Origin of the sequence: Nocardioides panzhihuensis (genome assembly GCF_013408335.1) — a bacterium.
GTDB lineage: Bacteria > Actinomycetota > Actinomycetes > Propionibacteriales > Nocardioidaceae > Nocardioides > Nocardioides panzhihuensis.
On the sequence record NZ_JACBZR010000001.1, the window covers coordinates 2,796,001 to 2,815,038 of the forward strand.

Below are 19,038 nucleotides of genomic sequence, written 5' to 3' on the forward strand. Positions count from 1 at the left end.
CGGTGACCGCCGTCACCGTTGGGCAACCAAAGGAGGTTGTGGAACTTGTGGTCACGAGGCGCACGCCGCCATCTGTCGCTGGCCGGCCAGGTGCTGGTGCTGCAGCTGACGGTGCTCCTGCTCGTCGTCGTGGCGACCAGCATCGTCTCGCTGCGGCAGAGCGACGCCGACTTCCGAGACTCCCGTGAGGACCGGCTGCGCGCGGCGGCGGAGAGCCTGGCCGGGATCGCGGCCGTGCAGGACGGGCTGACCAGCACACCCGACCGGCAGGCGCTGGCCTTCTACCTGCAGACGCGCGCAGCGGACGCGGGCGCCGACACCGCCTACCTCACCGACCTCGACGGCAAGGTCCTCGTCGCGACCGACCCCACCCGGGTCGGTGAGACGCTCGACCTCGGCGGGCGCGAGACGAGCCGGGCCTGGTCCGGCGACATCGACGACGCCGGGAGCCGCGCGATCGCCGCCCAGGTCCCGGTCTACGGCGGTGGCTCGACCGGTGCGGACGCCGAGGCACCGCGGCCGGTCGGCGTGGTCGTGGTGACCGAGGACTACCCGCCCCTGACCGAGCGGCTCGCCCGGACCTGGGCAGACGCCCTGACCGTGCTGCTGGCCGGTCTCGCGCTCGGCGTGCTGGGCTCGTGGCTGCTCGCCCGGCTGATCAAGCGGCGTACGCGGGGGCTGGAGCCGCGCGACATCGCCGCCCTGGCCGACCATCGCGAGGGCCTGCTGCGCTCGATCCGCGAGGGTGTGCTGGCCGTAGGGGCCGACGGCCGGGTCAGCCTGATGAGCGATAGTGCCCGAGACCTGCTCGGGCTGACCTCGGACCCGACCGGCCGCCGCCTCGACGAGCTCGACCTGCCCGCCGAGACCCTCGCCCTGCTCAGCGGGGCCGAGGAGGTGCACGACGCACCGCTGGTCGCCGGCGAGCGGGTGCTGGTGCTCAACCGCAACCGGGTCCACCACGACGGCCGCCCCGCCGGCACCGTCACCACCCTGCGCGACCGGACCGAGCTGGTGGCGCTGCAGAGCGAGCTCAACGCGCGCGAGAGCGTCACTGAGACGCTGCGGGCGCAGACCCACGAGTTCAGCAACCAGCTGCACACCATCACCGGGCTGCTGGAGCTGGAGGAGTACGCCGAGGTGGGCCGTTTCGTCACCGGCCTGACCGCCCGCCGGGCAGCGCTGAGCGACCACATCACCTCCCGGATCGACGACCCCGCGGTGGCCGCCCTGCTCATCGCCAAGGCCAGCCTCGCCGCCGAGCGGCGGGTGAGTATCGAGCTGGAGACGTCGAGCGCGCTGCCGCGGCTCACCCCCGACGGGTCCGCCGATGTGGTGACCGTCCTCGGCAACCTGGTCGACAACGCCGTCGACGCGGCGGCCATGGTGGGGCCCCTGGACGGCCGGGTCGGCGTACGCCTGACCGCCGAGGGCGAGACCGTGACCGTCCGGGTCTCCGACACCGGCGGCGGGGTGCCGGCCGAGCGGCTGCCCGAGATCTTCCGGCGAGGCTTCAGCACGAAGCCACGCGACGCCAGCGGCCGCGGGGTGGGGCTCGCGCTGGTGCAGCTGGTGTGCCGCACGCGCGGCGGCGAGGTCGAGGTGGAGAATAGCGGGTCGGCGCAGCGTCCCGGAGCCGTCTTCATCGCGACCCTGCCGGGCGCCGTCCCGCTCGCACCACCCACCACCGCCCTGGAGGAGACCTGATGCCGTCCACACCTGAGCTCACCGTGCTCGTGGTCGAGGACGACTTCATGGTGGCCTCGATCCACACCCGTTTCGTCGAGCGCGTGGAGGGGTTCCGGGTCGTCGGCGTGGCCGCCACCGGCTCCCAGGCGCTGGCGGAGACCGCCCGCCTCTCCCCCGACGTGCTGCTGCTCGACGTGCACCTCCCCGACTTCAGCGGCATCGAGCTGCTACGCCGGCTGCGCGGACGCGGAGACGACGCCGACGTCATCGTCATCACCGCCGCCCGCGAGGCGGACACGGTGCGGGCGGCCGCTGCCGGCGGAGCAGCGCACTACGTGGTGAAGCCGTTCCCCTTCGAGGACCTGGCCGCCCGGCTCGACGACGTACGCCGCTCCCGCGAGGCGCTCGCCCGGATCGGGCAGCGCGCCGAGAGGACCGACAGGACCGAGCACCGTGACGAGGTCCAAGCCGGCATCGACGAGGTCTTCAACCACCAGGGCGCACGGGAGACTCGGGAACGGCTGCCGAAGGGGCTCAGCGCCGAGACCGCCCAGGCCGTCCTGGCCGCGCTGCAGGCCGCCGGCGAGCTCAGCGCCACCGAGTGCGCCGACGCGATCGGCGTCTCTCGGGTGAGCGCCCGCCGCTACCTCGAGCACTTCGCGAGCACGGGCCGGATCGGCGTACGGCTCAACTACGGCACCGCCGGGCGGCCAGAGCGCCGCTACCGCACGGGTGACGCGTGAGGCTCCTGCCTCAGGCGGACTCGCGGATCACCAGCCTCGTCGGGAGCACGACCGAGGCCTCGACCTCCTCCCCCGCCACCAGGCGGAGGATCTGTTCGGCGAGTCGGGTGCCGATCTCGTGGATCGGCTGGTGCACCGTCGTCAGCGGCGGGTCGGTGAACCGGGCCGCCTCGACGTCGTCGAACCCGATCACCGCCACGTCGTCGGGCACTCGGCGGCCGAGCCTGCGCAGCGTACGCAGGGCGCCGTCGGCCATCAGGTCGGAGGCCGCGAAGACGGCGTCGATGCCGGGATCGCGCTCCAGCAGCCGTTCCATCGCGTCGATGCCGGACTGGCGCATGAAGTCGCCCTCCTCGACCAGCGACACCGCACCCGGCAACGCTTGGAGACCGGTGAGGTAGCCTGCCAAGCGCTCGCGCCCGGCGACCATGTCCCGCGGCCCGGCGATGGTCGCGATCCGGCGCCGGCCGAGACCGACGAGGTGCTTCATCGCCGCCTCCACACCGCTGGCGTGCTCGACGTCGATGTACGGCACGGTGGCCTCGCCCAGCGGCCGCCCGCTGGTGACGACCGGGACGCCCGCTGCCCGCAGTTCGTCGGGCAGGGTGTCGGCCCCGTGCATCGATGCCAGCACGACACCGTCGACGGTTCGCCCGTGCACGTAGCGCAGGATCCGGTCGTGGCTCGACTGCGTCGAAGCGAGCAGCAGCACCAGCTGCTTGTCCGCATTCTCCAGCGCCTCCCCGACACCCCGGATCACGCCAGGGAAGAAGGCGTCGTCGGAGAAGACCCGGGTTGCGGACTCCGGCAGGATCAGGGCGATGGAGTCCGTACGCTGCGTCACCAGGCTCCGCGCCGCCGGGTTCGGCACGTAGCCGAGGTCGGCGATGGCCCGGCGGATGCTCTCGGCGACGTCTGGGCGCACGGTCGTGGAGCCGTTGACGACGCGCGAGACCGTCGCTCGCGAGGCCCCGGCCGCCCGCGCCACCGTCTCCAGCGTCGGTCGGCCGGCCGGGGTCTCGTTCATGAGTGGAACCTATCGCCCCCGCTCACCGGGTGAACGTGAACCAGTTGAGGTTGACGAAGTCGGCCGGCTGGCCGCTCGTGAACCGCAGGAACACCGTGTGCGTGCCGGTCACCCCGCTGATGCTGCCCGGGACCGTACGCCAGCTCTGCCAGCCTCCCGTGTTCGCCACCGAGAAGCTGCCGATCGGGGCGTTGTTCACGTTGTCGAGGCGTACCTCTACCACGCCGCTGACCCCCGCGGGCGCACCGGAGGCGACCCGGGCGGAGAACGTACGGGCGGCGCTCGAGCCGAAGTTCACGCCGTCGTAGCGGAGCCAGTCGCCGTTGCTGAGGTAGCCGACGTTCTGACCGCCACCGGTGTCGGCGGTCGCCTCGGTCCGCGTGCCGCTCTGGGCGTTGTAGGACTCCGCCTGGATGGTCGAGTAGGCGTCCCGGTTGCCCGGGGCGGGCGGGTCGGTCGGCTCGGTGCTGCCGCCGCCCTTGGAGTAGACCGCGACGTAGTCGACCAGCATCGGCACGCCGGAGGCGGTCGCCGAGGTCGGGTTGCCGGGCCACCCGCCACCGATCGCGACGTTGAGGATGATGAAGAAGCCGTGGTTGGTCGCGTTGTTCCAGGTCGTCGCGTCGACCTGGTCCGAGCGGACCGTGTGGTAGAGCGTGTTGTCGACGTAGAGTCGGATCTGCTGCGGGCTGGTGCTGCGGTCCCACTCCATCGCGTAGGTGTGGAACGACGACTGGCAGGTCGAGCCCGGGCAGCCCTGGAGGGTCCCGCCGAGGCCGGTGGTCTCGTTGCACGGGCCGCCGGGCGAGGTGCCGCAGTGCAGCGTTCCCCAGACCTGGTTGGCACCGTTGACGTTCTCCATGATGTCGATCTCGCCGATGCCCGGCCAGTTCCAGTAGTTGCCGCGGAAGGGCTCTCCCAGCATCCAGAACGCCGGCCAGATGCCCTGGGCCGCCGCGCCGGTGACGTTCGGCATCTGGATGCGGCCCTCGACTCGGAGCACGCCGCCGGAGGGCGGCTGGAAGTCGGTACGGGTGGTCTCGATGCGCCCGGAGGTCCAGTTGCCGGCGCCGTCGCGGATCGGCTTGATGACGAGGTTGCCGTTGCCGTCCTGGTAGACGTTCTGGGTGCTGTCGCTGTGGTAGGCGATCTCCCCTGTGCCCCAGTTGGGGGCACCGCCGGGGTAGGAGTGGCCGATGTCGTACATCCAGTTGTTGGTGTTGATCCGCGACCCGGCCGCACCGGTGAAGTCGTCGCTCCACACCTTCGTCCAGCCAGCCGGGGTGCCCGGCTCCGACGCCTCTGACGCCTGCCCGAACGATGTCAGCGGGATCGCCACCGCGACCACGCCGGCCGCGATCACAGCAGCTCCTAATGCCTTGAGACTTCTCATGATGACTCGCTTCCCGATGAATGAGCGATGAGCCTGGCGACTCGTGAGAGCGCTCTCTCGGGTTTAATGGTCCCAAAGCCGATGTGACCTGCGTCACCAAATCTCAATCTCTTTAACAACCCGCCGAGACGGCGCGTTCTGACCGAAAACAGCGCCGAGTCGGCTCGTCATGACGAGCCGACTCGGCGGGGACTGTGGTCAGGACGCGCCGACTCGGCACTCCAGGGGCGGGGAGCGTGCTAGCCGGCCGTGTAGGTCCGCTGGGCCGCTTCGCCGGTCTTGCCGAGCTCGTTGGCCTTGCCGTCGCCGATGGCGACCTTGAGAGAACCGTCGGAGGTCTGGACCCGAAGCGGCGGGGTGACCTGGAGCTCCTTGGACTCACCGAAGGCGAGGTCTCCGCTGAAGACGACCTTGCCGCGCGAGTCGCGCACGACCACGTGGGCGCCGCCGCCGGCGGCGGAGATGGTCACCGGAACGGGCGAGGACTTGCCGTAGGGGCTGTCAGTGCCGGCTGAGCCGTCGAGCTGGATCGCCCCGGCCTCGGGCTGGCCCTGGGTGCCGTCCACGACCAGACGGGCGACCGACCAGACCAGGATGACCGCCATCACCGCCGCGACGAGAACCGACCAGGACGGACCGCCCCGCATCCGCCGGGACGGGCGGATCGCGGCGCTGTGGGCGAGCTCGGCCTCGAAGACGGCGCGCGCGCTCACCGGGCCGGAAGCGTGCTTCTCGTCGTAGGTGCGCAGCAGCGGCGCCACCTCGATCCCGAGGACACGCGCCAGCGTGCGAAGGTGGCCACGGGCGTAGAAGTCGCCGCCGCAGGGGCCGAAGTCGTCGACCTCGATCGCCTCGATCACGTGGGGCCGGATCCGGGTCCACTCAGCCAGGCCGTCGATGTCCAGTGCGAGCCGGCGGCGGGCCGCGGCGATCTCGGCACCGATCTCGGGGACCTGGTTCGACATCTGCTCGGTGGGCTGGTCGTCCACGCCGTCGATGGAGAGCCCTTCGACCTGCTCGTCGGGCTCGGCGAGCGGACGTACGCCCTCGAGCTCGGAGTCATCGTCGTGAAGATCGACCGCGAACGCCTCGTCCTCGACGTCTGCGTCGACATCGGCACGGGACTGCGAAGGGTTCGACTGGAACGCGTTCGCGCCGTGGACGGCGACCGCCTCCTGCGGCTCCGGCGGCACGTAGCGGACGTCCACCCGGACCGCGGTCGAGGGCTCACGCAGCGGCACCGCCGCCTCGGACTTCACCTCGGGCTCGGGGTCGGTCTTCGGCGTCGTCTCGTCCTGTGTGTCCCGATCCACCTGATCCTGTCCCGCCTCGTCCACCACGTCCGCGGCATTGATATCAGGCTCGTCCAAGACCCGGAGCAGCCGGGGGTTGGTGTCGCCGGCCTGCGCGGAGAGGGGCGGCCGGACCGCGGTGTCGCCGTCGTCCACGACCAGCTCGTCATCGGCCTCGCGACCGGCCTCTACGGCGGTCTCGTCGGTATCCGACTCCGGTCCCGTCGCCTCGAGCGCGGGGTCGATCTCGACGACCTCGACACCGTCGGCGGCCACGATCGCGATGGCCTCGGTGACGTCGTCGCCGGCACCGAGGACACGAGTGGAGAGGCCGAGCGGGAGCGAGAACGGCAGGCCGTAGAGACGCTGGGTCAGCATCGCCTGGCGCCGGGCGGTCGCGGAGAGCTCATCGAGCACCTCGTCCTCGTCGTGCAGCAGCACGCCGATGCGACCGTCCTTCCAGAACCGCTCGATCCCCTCGGGACGCGGGGTGTGCTCGACGGCCTCGATCTTCGACCACGGGATTCCCTGCCAGGTCTGGCCGAAGCGGAGGCGAACGCCCTGCTCGTCCACGAGCAGCAGCGGCATCCGGGAGTCCCATGCCGTCCAGCCCTGCACCGCCGCGACGGCAAGCAGGATCAGGCCGACCAGATAGCCCTCGATGCCGCCGCGCAGCACGAAGGCCAGGCCGACCAGGAGGGAGGCGAGCGCCACGACCAGTGCGAGGCGGCCGTTGCGGCGTACCTCGACGACATCGACGTCGACATCAGTGTCGACATCGGCGTCAGGAGCCTCGCCGCTCGGAGCCGTCTCGGCTGCCTCGGTTGGTTCGGCCGGCTCGGTTGTCTCGGTTGTCTCGGTTGTCTCGACTGCTTCAGCAGGGTCGACGGTCTCGGCCGCCGGTGAATTCTCGCTCACATCTCCCCCTGGATCGTTGCGATCACGCTGTCGATCTCGTCAGGCTTGACGAGTACGTCGCGTGCTTTGGAGCCCTCGGAGGCACCGACCACCCCGCGCGACTCGAGGATGTCCATGAGACGGCCGGCCTTGGCGAACCCGACGCGGAGCTTGCGCTGCAGCATCGAGGTCGACCCGAACTGGGTGGAGACGATCAGCTCGATCGCCTGCACGACCAGGTCGATGTCGTCGCCGATGTCGTCTTCCAGCACCCGCTTGGTCTCGGCAGGGGCGGTGACATCGTCGCGGTAGGACGGCTCAAGCTGCCCCTTCACCGACTTCACGACTGCGTTGACCTCGGCCTCGGAGACCCAGGAGCCCTGCACACGGATCGGCTTGGAGGAGCCCATCGGCAGGAACAGCCCGTCACCCTGGCCGACCAGCTTCTCGGCGCCCGGCTGGTCGAGAATGACGCGCGAGTCTGCCAGCGACGAGGTCGCGAAGGCCAGCCGCGAGGGCACGTTGGCCTTGATCAGACCGGTCACCACGTCCACGGAGGGCCGCTGTGTGGCCAGCACCAGGTGGATGCCGGCTGCACGGGCGAGCTGGGTGATGCGGACGACGGCGTCCTCGACGTCGCGCGGGGCGACCATCATCAGGTCGGCGAGCTCGTCGACGATGACCAGCAGATACGGGTAGGGAGACAGGACCCGCTCGGAGTCGGGCGGCAGCTGCACCTTCCCGGCCCGTACGGCCTTGTTGAAGTCGTCGACGTGGCGGAAGCCGAAGTTGGCCAGGTCGTCGTAGCGCATGTCCATCTCGCGTACGACCCAGGCCAGTGCCTCGGCGGCCTTCTTCGGGTTGGTGATGATCGGCGTGATCAGGTGCGGCACGCCCTCGTAGGAGTTGAGCTCGACCCGCTTGGGGTCGACCATGATCATCCGCACCTCGTCGGGGGTGGCACGCATCAGCACCGAGGTGATCATCGAGTTGATGAAGGACGACTTACCCGAGCCGGTGGCACCCGCGACCAGCAGGTGGGGCATCTTGGCGAGGTTGGCGACCACGAAGCCGCCCTCGACGTCCTTGCCGACACCGGTGATCATCGGGTGGTGGTCGTTGCGCGCCGCGTTGGAGCGCAACACGTCCCCGAGGGTGACGATCTCCTTGTCGATGTTGGGGATCTCCACACCGACGGCCGACTTGCCGGGGATCGGCGAGAGGATGCGCACGTCCGCGGAGGCCACCGCGTAGGCGATGTTCTTCTGGATGCCGGTGATCTTCTCGACCTTCACACCGGCACCGAGCTCGACGATGTAGCGGGTGACCGTCGGGCCCCGGGTGTAGCCGGTGACCGCGGCGTCGATGTTGAACTCCTCCAGCACCGACTGGAGCCGGCTGACGATGTCGTCGGAGGCCTTGGAACGGGCCTTGTGCGGCGAGCCGGGCTTGAGCAGGTCGCTGGCCGGGAGCGTGTAGGCGACGTCTCCGGCGAGCATCAGCTGCTCGACACGCTGCGGCAGCTCGGTGTGGGGCGGCGGCTCCAGCTCGCGCTTCTTGCCGGCCCGCGGCGCGGTCTCGCCGACGGCGGGCAGGAGACCTGCGGCGTCGCTCGGGGCGGCCTCGTTCGGCTGGGTGTCGGCGTCGGAGTCCTCGTCGAGCGCGAGCGCGATGTCGAGCCCGTCCTTCTTGCGCTTCTTCTTCGGCTTCTCCTCCTCGAGGAGCGGCGTCTCGTAGGGCTCGAAGCCCTCGGGGTCGAAGGTGTCGTCGTCGGCGAAGAGCTTCCCGCCCTTGCGCACCCGGCGCATGTTGGTGCCGCTCTCGCCCGGCTCCTCGACCGGCGTCAGGCCGAGCGCACGGTTGCGCAGGTCCACCAGCCGGCTCGGCACCTGGTAGAGCGGCGTCCCGGTGATGACCAGGATGCCGAAGACGACGAGCAACGAGAGGAGTACGACGACCACAGCCGTCGAGCGCAGGACGTCGAGCAGCAGGCTGGCCACGACGTAGCCGATCGCGCCCCCGGCCCACTGCAGCTCGCTGCTGTCGCCGGAGGTGGGCTGCGGGTTGCCGTTGGCGATCTGGATGATGCCGAGCGTGGCCATCAGGAACGCCGACCAGCCGATCACGATCCGCCCGACCGGGGCGGCGTCGACCGGGTCGCGCATCAGCCGGACACCGGCGACGACGAGGCCGACCGGCACCAGCCAGCCGACCTTGCCGACGACGCCGGCCACGGCGATGCGGACGACATCGAAGAACTGCCCACCGAGCTGGAACCAGACGCCGGCGGCGACGAGGACGGAGAGGCCGATCAGGAACAGGCCGGCACCATCACGCCGGTGCTCCGGCTCGAGGTCGCTGGCGGCCTGGCCACCGACTCGGAAGAGGGCCGCCACTCCCCCGGCGATCGCCAGCCACAGGCTGGCGATGGTCGAGAAGATGGCGTCGAAGAGGACTGCGATCGGGCTCGGCCCGTTGCGTACGGCACGCGGTGGCGTACGGTTCGTCTTCCGGTTGGCTGTCTTTGCTGCGGGACGGCGCTTGGTCTGTCCTTTTTGAGGCGCTGCCTTTGAGCGGGCCCGGCTCGTGGCCGTTGCTCGCTTTGTCGTGGTCGTACTCCGGGGACGGGTGCTCTTGGCTGTGGACGAGCTCCGCGAACCCGGCGGGGAAGACGTACGGGTCGCCATACAAACAGGGTATTTGACCAGGTGGTCTGGCTCCGGGACCCCATGGGGGTGTGTTGCATCGGTGTAGTTTGCCGACATGCAGAGCATCGCGGTCCTGGTCGCACTCCTGACCGTCGCCGACGCCGTGACGGACTGGACGTGCGTGTGGTCCGGACGGCGAAGGCTCCACTATCTCACCAAGCCGCTGGTGATGGTGGGGCTGATGGTGTTGGTGGTGCTCCTCGACGACGGCGAGACGGCGGCCCGGTGGCTCCTCGTCGCGCTCTTCTTCGGGATGCTCGGTGACATCTCGTTGATCGGCTCCTCGACCCGGCGCTTCCTCGGCGGCGTGGCGCTCTTCTTCGTCGGCCATCTGGCATACGCCGCAGCCTTCCTCGCCCTCGGCCTGGACGCACCCGGGTGGTCCTGGGCGGGCGTCGCGGTCGCGTTGGTGCTCGCGATCCCGATGGGCCGGGTCCTGCGTGGCGCGCGCCTGATGGGCGGTCGGCCGATGATGGCGGCGCTGGCCGTGTACTCCCTGGTCATCGCCACCATGCTGGTGCTCGGCTGGCTGACCGGGAGCGTGTGGATCGCCGCCGGTGCGCTGGTCTTCGTGGTCAGCGACACCCTGATCGGGCTCAATCTGGCCGAGCACGGCAACGAGACGCCTCGCCTGGCCAACGTGGCGGTCATGGTGACCTATCACGTCGGCCAGGCGCTGATCACGGCTGGCGTGCTGCTCGCTATGCCTCGATGACGACCGGGACGATCATCGGGCGACGGCGATGGGTGCTGGAGACCCAGCGTCCGAACGTACGCCGGATGGCCTGCTGCAGCTGGTAGGTGTCGGTCGCGCCCTCGGAGATGGCACGGTTGACCGCCTTGATGATCGGCTGCTTGACCGGCTCGAAGGCGTTGTCGGGCCACACGTGGCCGCGGGCGTGGATCTCCGGGCCACTGGCGACGACGCCCTTGACAGAGTCGACCACGATGACGATCGAGACGAAGCCCTCCTCGCTGAGGATCCGGCGGTCCTTGAGCTCGGACTCGGTGACGTCACCGACGGTGGTGCCGTCGACGAAGACGTACCCGCACTCGACCTTGCCCGCGATCTCGGCCTTGCCGTCGATGAGGTCGACGACCACGCCGTCCTCGGCGTAGACGACGCTCTCGACCCCGGTCTGGCGGGCCAGGTCACCGTTGGCGAGCAGGTGGCGCACCTCGCCGTGGACAGGCATCACGTTGCGTGGGCGGACGATGTTGTAGCAGTAGAGCAGCTCCCCGGCGCTCGCGTGGCCGGAGACGTGCACCAGCGCGTTGCCCTTGTGGACCACGTTGGCGCCCAGGCGGGCGAGCCCGTTGATCACCCGGTAGATCGAGTTCTCGTTGCCCGGGATCAGGCTGCTGGCCAGCAGGACGGTGTCGCCCGGCTCGATGTGCACGAAGTTGTGGGTGCCGTTGGCGATCCGCGACAGCGCCGACATCGGCTCGCCCTGCGAGCCGGTCGAGACCATGACGACCTTCTCCGGCGGCAGGTCGGCGAGCTCCTTGGCATCGACGATGACGTTGTCGGGCACGTGCAGATAGCCCAGGTCGGAGGCGATCTGCATGTTGCGGACCATCGAACGACCGACGTACGCCACCTTGCGGCCATGCGCGACCGCACTGTCGAGGACCTGCTGGACGCGGTGCACGTGTGAGGCGAAGCAGGCCACGATGATGCGCTGGTCCGACTCCCGGAAGACCTGCTCGATCGCGGGCGCGATCTTCTTCTCCCCGGTCGTGAAGCCGGGCATCTCGGCGTTGGTGGAGTCGACCAGGAAGAGATCGACGCCTTCCTCCCCCAGGCGCGCGAACGCCCGCAGGTCGGTGATCCGGCCGTCCAGCGGGAGCTGGTCCATCTTGAAGTCACCGGTGTGCAGGACGAGGCCCGCCGGGGTGCGGATCGCGACCGCGAACGCGTCCGGGATGGAGTGGTTGACCGCCACGAACTCGAGCTCGAACGGCCCGAAGGAGATCGTGTCGCCCTCGCGTACCTTGTGCTGGACGGTCTCGCGCAGGCGGTGCTCGCGCAGCTTGGAGCCCAGCAGGGCAAGAGTCAGCTCGGAGCCGACCAGTGGGATGTTCTGCCGCTCCCTGAGGAGATATGGCGTTGCCCCGATGTGGTCCTCGTGACCATGGGTCAGGACCAGCGCCTCGATGTCCCCGAGCCGGTCACGGATCGGGCCGAAGTCGGGCAGGATCAGGTCGACGCCCGGCTGGTGCTCTTCAGGGAAGAGCACGCCGCAGTCGACGATGAGCAGTCGGCCGTCGTACTCGAAGACGGTCATGTTGCGGCCGATTTCGCCGAGGCCGCCGAGAGGGGTGACTCGCAGGCCGCCCTTGGGGAGCTTGCCAGGTTCGGTCAGCTCCGGGTGTGGGTGAGACAAAGGCATTCCTTCTAAAGAAGGCCAGAGGCCTCCAACCCGGCTCGCAGCGCTTCGACCTCGTCGTCGTCGAGCGCCACCAGGGGCCCTCGTACGTGACGGTTGTCGATGACGCCGGTCAGCTCGAGTGCGGCCTTGGCAGTGGTGGCTCCGTAGTTCGGGACGCCCATGATGGCGTCGATCGCGGGGAGCATCCGCGCATAAGTCTTGCGGGCGGTCTCGATGTCGCTCGCCGCGAAGGCGTCGACCATCGTCCGGGTCTGGTCACCGAGCACGTGGGCGGCGACGCTGATCACACCGACGGCGCCGTGCGCCAGCCAGGCGAGGGTGAGCGCATCGTCGCCGGAGTAGATGTTGTAGCCGAGGTCGAGCAGCCGGGCGCCGCGCGGGAAGTCGCCCGCGGCCTCCTTGACCGCGACGACCGTGTCCCAGCTGATCGCCTCACGGTAGGTGTCGAGGGTGATCGGGGACCCGGTGCGGCCGGGGACGTCGTAGAGGATGACCGGGGTGTCGGTGGCGGAGACGACGGTGCGGAAGTGCTCGCGGATGCCGCGCTCGCCTGGCTTGTTGTAGTAGGGCGTCACCAGCAGCAGGCCGTCGGCGCCGACCTTGGCTGCCTGCTTGGCGAGCTCGACCGTGGTGCGGGTGTCGTTGGTGCCGATGCCGGCCACGATCTTGGCACGGTCGCCGACAGCGTCCTTGACCGCCGCCAGGATCTCGCCGTCCTCGGCCGGCGTGGTGGTCGGCGACTCGCCGGTGGTGCCGGAGACGACGATGCCATCGTGTCCGTGCTCGACCAGGTGCTTGGCGACTTTCTGGGTCTGCTCCAGGTCGACCGAGCCATCGTCGTTGAAGATCGTGACGAGTGCGGAGAGCACGGTGCCGAACGGAGCATCAGTCATGACATACAGACTATCGTCAGACGCGCGGAAGGACCTCGTCGGCTACGAGTCCGAGATGGTCGAGATCGCTCAGGTCGAGCACCTGGAGGTAGATCCGGCTGGCGCCGGCGTCCTCGAAGCGCTTGATCTTGGCGACCACCTCGTCCGGAGTCCCGGCGAGGCCGTTCTCACGCAGCTCGGCGGGCTCGCGGCCGATCGCCTGCGCACGACGGGCGATCTCGTCCTCGTCGCGACCGACGCAGAGCACCTGGGCCGCCGAGTAGATGATCGAGTCGTCGCGTCCGGCCGCCTCGAGAAAGCGTCCGACGTTCTCGAAGAGCGCCTGAGAGTCCGCGACGGAGACGAAGGCGGCGTTGAACTCGTCGGCGAAGGCGGCGGCCAGCGTCGGCGTACGCTTCTTGCCGCCGCCGCCCACGATCACCGGGATCGAGCCGGCGTGGCCGCGGGTCTGGACCGGCTTCGGCAGGCCCGGGCTGTTCTTGATGGTGTAGTGCTTGCCCTCGAAGTCGAAGGTCGCCCCCGGCTCGGTCGCCCACAGCCCGGTGATGATCTCGAGCTGCTCCTCGAGCCTGTCGAACCTCTCCCCCAGGGCGGGGAACGGGATGCCGTACGCCTCGTGCTCCTCCTCGAACCAGCCCGCCCCCAGGCCGAGCTCGACCCGACCGTCGGACATGTCGTCCACGTTGGCGGCCTGGATGGCCAGGACGCCCGGGAGGCGGAAGGTCGCGGAGGTGACCAGCGTGCCGAGGCGGATGGTGCTCGTGTCGCGGGCCAGGCCGGCGAGCGTCGTCCACGCGTCGCTCGGCCCGGGCAGCCCGTCCACCGATCCCATCTTCAGGTAGTGGTCGGAGCGGAAGAACGCCCCGAACCCGAGCTCCTCGGCCTTCTGTGCGACGGCCAGGATGTCGGCGTAGGAAGCCCCCTGCTGAGGCTCGGTGAAGATGCGCAGCTCCATGCCGCTCACCCTAGACGTTAGGCAAAGAGATCGCGCGCGAGGGACCGGTGTCGAGCCGTGGAACTTCCGGCGATCCCGCCCCGGACGTCGTCAGCGGCGCTCACCCCTAGGGGTCTCGGCGGCCTCGACGCGGCTGAGGAAGACACGGTCGTACGCCGCGTGGGGCTCGTGCTTCGTCTCGACCCACTCGGTCGCGTCGAAGGGCGGGTAGACGACGTCGCCGACCGGTTCGAGGTGGACGCGGGTGATGACCTGCTCGGTGGCGTACGGGAGAGCTGCCTCGTAGACCTGCGCTCCCCCGGCGACGACCGTGTCGCCCTGCTCCCCCGCGGCCAGGGCGAGGGCGGAGTCGATGTCGTGGGCGACCAGGACTCCGTCGTGGGCCCAGCTCTCGTCTCGGGTCAGGACGACGGTCGTGCGACCGGGCAGCGGACGGCCGATCGACTCGAAGGTCGTGCGCCCCATGACGAGGGTGTGGCCCATCGTGATCGCCTTGAACTCGGCCTGTTCGCCGGGGATCTTCCACGGGATGTCCGGGCCGTTGCCGATGACGCCGTTCTCCGCCACCGCAGCCACCATGACGATGCGCCCGGAACCGGCCTCAGACGGCAATGGGAGCCTTGATGACGGGGTGCGGGTCGTAGCCCTCCACCGTGATGTCCTCGAGCTCGAAGGCGTCGATGTCCTTGACCTCCGGGTTGAGCCGAAGCCTCGGCAGCGGCCGCGGCTCGCGGGTGAGCTGGAGACGGGCCTGGTCCAGGTGGTTGCTGTAGAGGTGGGCGTCGCCGAGGGTGTGCACGAACTCGCCCGGCTCGAGGCCGGTCACGTGGGCGACCATGTGGGTAAGCAGGGCGTAGGAGGCGATGTTGAACGGCACCCCCAGGAACACGTCCGCGGAGCGCTGGTAGAGCTGCAGGCTCAGCTTGCCGTCGGCGACGTAGAACTGGCACAGCGTGTGGCACGGCGGCAGCGCCATGTCGTCGATGTCGGCCGGGTTCCAGGCGGAGATGACGTGGCGGCGGCTGTCCGGGTCCTGCTTGATCTGGTCGATGATCCGGGCGATCTGGTCGACGTGACGGCCGTCGGGTGTGGGCCAGGAGCGCCACTGATAGCCGTAGACCGGGCCCAGATCGCCGTTCTCGTCGGCCCACTCGTCCCAGATGGTGATGCCGCGCTCCTGGAGCCAACGCACGTTGGTGTCGCCGCGCAGGAACCACAGCAGCTCACCGAAGACCGACCGCGTGTGGACCTTCTTCGTGGTCAGCAGGGGAAAGCCCTCGGCCAGGTCGTAGCGAGTCTGGTGACCGAAGACGCTGAGCGTGCCCGTCCCGGTGCGGTCGGACTTCTCCACACCCTCGTCGAGGATGCGGGTCAACAGATCGAGGTAGGGCTGCACGGCCCCAGCCTAGGTCAGAGCTCGAGCGTCCCGCGGATGGTGGTCAGTGTGTCTCCGCCCACCCACACCGACCTCCCGGTGGTCGAGCCTGTCGAGACCACGTGCACGCGTCCCCTCCGCTTCAGCATGGTCCCCTGAGAGGCGACGTACGCCTCCGGAAGCTGTGACCCCGCCAGCCACTGTCCCAGTGCGGCGTTGAGCGAGCCGGTGACCGGGTCCTCGAAGGCGACACCATCTGCCGGGAAGAAGGCCCGGACCTCGACCGCGCACTCGCTGCCCTCGGGGTAGCGTCCGACGAGACCGACCTTGTGGTCCCCCAGAGCGGCATGGTCGGGCGTCACGGCGAGCACGGCATCCGCGTCGGCCAGCATCACCCCGACCCACCCCGGACCGTTGTCGCACCACTGCGCGCCTTGGATGTCGTCCCGCGCGATCCGCAGCCCCTTCGCGATGGCCACCAGGGTCTCCTCGTCGACCTCGCCGCCCCGGATCAGCTCGGGCGCCGCGAAGGCGATCCGCTCGTCGCGGCGAAGCTCGACCAGCCCGACGCCGCATTCCTGCACCAGGCTCGCCCCCTTGGGCTTCCCACCCGCCTCCAGCCAGGCGTGCGCCGACCCGAGCGTCGGGTGGCCCGCGAAGGGCAGCTCACCGCTGACCGTGAAGATCCGCAGCCGGTAGTCCGCGGCCGGGTCCGTGGGCGTCAGCAGGAATGTGGTCTCGGAGAGGTTGGTCCACCGAGCGAAGGCAGCCATCTGCTCGTCGGTGAGGCCATCGGCCCCGTGCACGACGGCCACCGGGTTGCCCAGCAGCGGCTCGTTGGTGAAGACGTCGACCTGGCGGAACTCGTACCTGCTCACGGGCCGAGGCTACTGGGGCGCGCCTCGATGCTGAGCGCACCACCACGATCTCGACCCTTGAGGGGCGGACTGGTGCCGTCCGACGCCTCCAAGACCACCACGGTGACCCTTGAGGGGCGAACTCGTGATCAATTCGGCCGGGAATCAGGGCGGCCCGGGAAGTGGAGCTGCCATTGAGGAGACAGCTGTGCCGGTACGCCGCGAAGACGCCTCGCCACCAGTTGGCGATGGATTCGATCCAGAGTTCTGCCCGGCGTGTTGTAGATGTCCTTGGCGATGAAGACGAGGATGCGCCAGCCGTCGTCGTCGATCTTCTCCCGGCGACCGATGTCCGACTCCCACTGTTCCTCGCGTTCAACGTGCTGGCGGCCGTCGTACTCGACGATCAGCTTGATCGACGGCCAGCACATGTCGTACTTACGGAAGTCGAGCTCGCTCTCCTCTCCCACCAGCTGATTGACCATCGGCTCGGGGAGTCCGGCGAGGACGATCAACATTCGCAAGCGGGTCTCCATCGGCGAGTCGACGCCGGTACGCACGTAGGCCAGCGCGCGACGAGCTGCCGCGGCTCCGGGGCCCGCGGCTTTGGCGCAGTACCGCTGGAGGCGGGCGAGCCCGTTGGGGTTCTTCCGCAGCAGATAGTCACCGACCACGACGAGATCGACCAACGAGAGCAGCGTGGCGAGCTCGACGAAGTTCTGCTCGATCATCGAGACCCGGACACCGCCCACGGTCTTGACCTGCCCTTTTGGTGCGCAGTGGCAGACGACCCCTGTGATCCGGTGCCGGTCCTTCTGGGCCATCACGGTGACATGCTCGCCGGGCAGCGCCGGCAGCGGAAGCCCCGCAATCCGGGCAGCTGTCGCATGGCTGGCGAACGCGGTGTCAGCGTAGGTCGTCAGCGCCGCCTCGGCGCGAATCAGCGGCGTCAGCTCGACGTCTGCCGCCACGTAGACACCGGTGTGCAGACGTACGAAGCCCGGCCCGCGTAGCCGGTTCGGGGTGATGCCCGATGCCAGCGCCCGCTTTCGGGTGAACGGGCGGGACGGGTCGAACGGTGCCTCGTCAAGCTCCAGGTCAACGGCCGGGGCCGCATCGGAAGATGGTGATGAGTTCACGCCGACAGCATCGGACAATCCCGAAAAAGCTGCAGAAGTTATCCACAGGCGTCGTTCAGCCTGAGATTCCTTCGATGTGCCTCAGGCGGAGAGCTTCATCGGGCCGTAGACCTGGCGGTCGTGCTCGAACAGCACCACCGCGGCCACACCCGCGTCGAGGAGCTCCTGCCAGACCTCGCCCACCCACGACTCGGCGTCGCTCTGGTTGGCGAAGCGCTGGCCGGCGAGCTCTCCCTCGATCGAGACCTCGGCACCCGAGGCGTCGACGAGCTGCCACCACCAGGGTCGCTCGGCGGCGGTGGGCTGCTTGAACACGGACGGCACGTCAGGGATGCTCATGCCGCCACCTCCGTCACGCAAGCGCCAGAATACGGACGCTGCGAAATGAAGGACTGAATGGTCGCTCGCTGGCGCTCGCTCATCAGCTCTCCCGCACGTGCGAAGGGACGAAGGGCGGCTTGGTGAGCTGGAAGATCTCGCGGCGGCCGCGGACGTCGATGCCGATCTCTGCCTCCGGGTTGACGGTGGTCGAGACGAGCACCAGTCCGATGCCCTTCTTCAACGTGGGCGAGAAGGTGCCGGAGGTGACCTCGCCGACCGGCACGTCGGCGGTCAGGGACGCGGTCATGTGTGGGCGTGGGATGCCCCGGCCCACCGCGACGATGCCGCGCAGGGCACGCTTCGGGCCCGCCTCCTTCTCGGCGACGAGCTTGTCGCGGCCCCAGAACGCATCCTTCTTCCAGCCGACCGCCCAGCCGAGGCCGGCCTCGTTGGGAGTGACGTCCAGGGCGATGTCCTGGCCGTGGAGCGGGTAGCCCATCTCCGTACGCAGGGTGTCGCGGGAGCCGAGGCCGCACGGCACCGCCCCGAGCTCCTCGCCGCGGGAGAGCAGCGCGTCCCAGAGTGCGCCAGCGGCCTCGTTGGCGACGATCAGCTCATAGCCACGCTCGCCCGAGTAACCCGACCGGCACACGACGACGCCGATCTCGTCACCGAGCACGTCGGAAGCGGCGGCCTCCACGAAGGACATGTACTCGTGACCGGCCCGCAGGCCGACCGCCTCCAGCAGCTCGTCGGACTTCGGCCCCTGCACGGCGAGCACCGCGTAGTCGCGGTGGTGGTCGGCGAGGTTGATCCCCTCGGGCGCGGCGGCCTCGAGCCGGCGCACGACCTCCGGGGTGTTGGCCGCGTTGGGAACGATCAGGACGTGCTCGTCGTCGCGGTAGTAGGCGATCAGGTCGTCGACGATGCCGCCGGTCTCCTCGTCGCAGCACAGCGTGTACTGCGCCTTGCCGGGCTTGATCCGGTTGAGGTCGTTGGTGAACGAGGCGTTGACGAACTCGGCCGTACCCGGCCCGCTGATCATGACCTTGCCCAGGTGGCTGACGTCGAACACCCCGACCGTCTCACGGACCGCGGTGTGCTCCTTGACGACGCCGGCGTACTCCAGCGGCATCGACCAGCCGCCGAACTCACCGAACTTCGCGCCGAGCTCGACGTGGTTTTTGTGCAGAGGGGACTGGAGCAGCTCCGACCCGCCCCCCATGGAGGTCTCTTCAGCCATACTGCGAACTTATCGCACCTCAGCGACACAACCCGGTCCGCGCCCCCCTCCCGGCGTGCCCACATCGGAGACTGCTGAGGATCCCGCCCGCTGCGCACCGCGATCGTCAGCCG

At 69.5% G+C, this 19,038-nt stretch carries 16 protein-coding genes; 3 read left to right on the forward strand and 13 right to left on the reverse strand.

Annotated features, from left to right (window positions below; all coding sequences use genetic code 11):
* Window positions 1–45: 45 nt before the first annotated feature.
* A complete protein-coding gene (locus BJ988_RS13310) occupies window positions 46–1,707 on the forward strand; it encodes a sensor histidine kinase (RefSeq protein WP_179658433.1) in 1,662 nt (553 codons plus the stop codon).
* On the forward strand, window positions 1,707–2,432 hold the full coding sequence (locus tag BJ988_RS13315) for a response regulator (protein WP_179658434.1): 726 nt from the start codon (window positions 1,707–1,709) through the stop codon (window positions 2,430–2,432). Before BJ988_RS13310 ends, BJ988_RS13315 begins: the two co-directional genes overlap by 1 nt.
* A 10-nt stretch (window positions 2,433–2,442) precedes the next feature.
* Here BJ988_RS13315 and BJ988_RS13320 read toward each other — a convergent pair whose 3' ends face one another.
* The 4 genes from BJ988_RS13320 to BJ988_RS13335 all read right to left on the reverse strand — a co-directional run bounded on the left by BJ988_RS13320 (window position 2,443) and on the right by BJ988_RS13335 (window position 9,728).
* On the reverse strand, window positions 2,443–3,459 hold the full coding sequence (locus BJ988_RS13320; protein WP_179658435.1) for a LacI family DNA-binding transcriptional regulator: 1,017 nt from the start codon (window positions 3,457–3,459) through the stop codon (window positions 2,443–2,445).
* 22 nt (window positions 3,460–3,481) lie between these two features.
* On the reverse strand, window positions 3,482–4,852 hold the full coding sequence (locus BJ988_RS13325) for a glycoside hydrolase family 16 protein (protein WP_179658436.1): 1,371 nt from the start codon (window positions 4,850–4,852) through the stop codon (window positions 3,482–3,484).
* Window positions 4,853–5,091: 239 nt separating this feature from the next.
* Window positions 5,092–7,062, reverse strand: coding sequence for a helix-turn-helix domain-containing protein (locus tag BJ988_RS31355; RefSeq protein ID WP_179658437.1), 1,971 nt, complete (start codon window positions 7,060–7,062; stop codon window positions 5,092–5,094).
* Window positions 7,059–9,728: a DNA translocase FtsK gene (locus BJ988_RS13335; protein ID WP_179658438.1), complete on the reverse strand. Its 2,670-nt coding sequence runs from the start codon at window positions 9,726–9,728 to the stop codon at window positions 7,059–7,061. Before BJ988_RS13335 ends, BJ988_RS31355 begins: the two co-directional genes overlap by 4 nt.
* A gap of 76 nt (window positions 9,729–9,804) precedes the next feature.
* On the opposite strand from BJ988_RS13335, the gene BJ988_RS13340 reads away from it, so the two are divergent.
* On the forward strand, window positions 9,805–10,464 hold the full coding sequence (locus BJ988_RS13340; protein ID WP_179658439.1) for a lysoplasmalogenase family protein: 660 nt from the start codon (window positions 9,805–9,807) through the stop codon (window positions 10,462–10,464).
* Here the strand turns inward: BJ988_RS13340 and BJ988_RS13345 are convergent.
* The 9 genes from BJ988_RS13345 to gcvT form a co-directional block, all read right to left on the reverse strand.
* On the reverse strand, window positions 10,451–12,136 hold the full coding sequence (locus BJ988_RS13345) for a ribonuclease J (RefSeq protein WP_246321474.1): 1,686 nt from the start codon (window positions 12,134–12,136) through the stop codon (window positions 10,451–10,453). The two genes, BJ988_RS13340 and BJ988_RS13345, sit on opposite strands and share 14 nt — an antisense overlap.
* Window positions 12,137–12,147: 11 nt before the next feature.
* On the reverse strand, window positions 12,148–13,035 hold the full coding sequence (gene dapA, locus BJ988_RS13350; protein WP_179658441.1) for a 4-hydroxy-tetrahydrodipicolinate synthase: 888 nt from the start codon (window positions 13,033–13,035) through the stop codon (window positions 12,148–12,150).
* Window positions 13,036–13,051: 16 nt separating this feature from the next.
* Window positions 13,052–13,990, reverse strand: a complete 939-nt coding sequence (locus BJ988_RS13355; RefSeq protein ID WP_179658442.1) for an LLM class F420-dependent oxidoreductase — start codon at window positions 13,988–13,990, stop codon at window positions 13,052–13,054.
* A 90-nt stretch (window positions 13,991–14,080) separates the two neighbouring features.
* Entirely contained in the window at window positions 14,081–14,569 is a 489-nt protein-coding gene (locus BJ988_RS13360; protein ID WP_179661488.1) for a dihydrofolate reductase, read from the reverse strand.
* Window positions 14,570–14,591: 22 nt separating this feature from the next.
* Window positions 14,592–15,386 carry a thymidylate synthase gene (locus BJ988_RS13365; RefSeq protein WP_179658443.1) on the reverse strand — a complete coding sequence of 265 codons (795 nt, stop codon included), beginning with the start codon at window positions 15,384–15,386 and terminating at the stop codon, window positions 14,592–14,594.
* Between the two features lie 14 nt (window positions 15,387–15,400).
* Window positions 15,401–16,243, reverse strand: a complete 843-nt coding sequence (locus BJ988_RS13370; protein ID WP_179658444.1) for a PhzF family phenazine biosynthesis isomerase — start codon at window positions 16,241–16,243, stop codon at window positions 15,401–15,403.
* 128 nt (window positions 16,244–16,371) lie between these two features.
* Window positions 16,372–17,361 carry a DUF559 domain-containing protein gene (locus tag BJ988_RS13375; RefSeq protein ID WP_343051600.1) on the reverse strand — a complete coding sequence of 330 codons (990 nt, stop codon included), beginning with the start codon at window positions 17,359–17,361 and terminating at the stop codon, window positions 16,372–16,374.
* Between the two features lie 81 nt (window positions 17,362–17,442).
* A complete protein-coding gene (locus BJ988_RS13380) occupies window positions 17,443–17,700 on the reverse strand; it encodes a hypothetical protein (RefSeq protein ID WP_179658445.1) in 258 nt (85 codons plus the stop codon).
* Window positions 17,701–17,782: 82 nt separating this feature from the next.
* Complete coding sequence (gcvT, locus tag BJ988_RS13385) at window positions 17,783–18,925, reverse strand: glycine cleavage system aminomethyltransferase GcvT (RefSeq protein ID WP_246321475.1); 1,143 nt, start codon at window positions 18,923–18,925, stop codon at window positions 17,783–17,785.
* Window positions 18,926–19,038: the final 113 nt, after the last annotated feature.

Excerpts from the sequence above, each read along its gene's own strand:
- BJ988_RS13315 (WP_179658434.1), top strand. The coding sequence starts at position 1,707 with ATGCCGTCCACACCTGAGCTCACCGTGCTCGTGGTCGAGGACGACTTC.
- BJ988_RS13360 (WP_179661488.1), bottom strand. The coding sequence starts at position 14,569 with ATGGTGGCTGCGGTGGCGGAGAACGGCGTCATCGGCAACGGCCCGGAC.
- gcvT (WP_246321475.1), bottom strand. The coding sequence starts at position 18,925 with ATGGCTGAAGAGACCTCCATGGGGGGCGGGTCGGAGCTGCTCCAGTCC.
- BJ988_RS13340 (WP_179658439.1), top strand. The coding sequence starts at position 9,805 with ATGCAGAGCATCGCGGTCCTGGTCGCACTCCTGACCGTCGCCGACGCC.
- BJ988_RS13380 (WP_179658445.1), bottom strand. The coding sequence starts at position 17,700 with ATGAGCATCCCTGACGTGCCGTCCGTGTTCAAGCAGCCCACCGCCGCC.
- BJ988_RS13320 (WP_179658435.1), bottom strand. The coding sequence starts at position 3,459 with ATGAACGAGACCCCGGCCGGCCGACCGACGCTGGAGACGGTGGCGCGG.
- BJ988_RS13355 (WP_179658442.1), bottom strand. The coding sequence starts at position 13,990 with ATGGAGCTGCGCATCTTCACCGAGCCTCAGCAGGGGGCTTCCTACGCC.
- BJ988_RS13335 (WP_179658438.1), bottom strand. The coding sequence starts at position 9,728 with ATGGCGACCCGTACGTCTTCCCCGCCGGGTTCGCGGAGCTCGTCCACA.
- dapA (WP_179658441.1), bottom strand. The coding sequence starts at position 13,035 with ATGACTGATGCTCCGTTCGGCACCGTGCTCTCCGCACTCGTCACGATC.
- BJ988_RS13325 (WP_179658436.1), bottom strand. The coding sequence starts at position 4,852 with ATGAGAAGTCTCAAGGCATTAGGAGCTGCTGTGATCGCGGCCGGCGTG.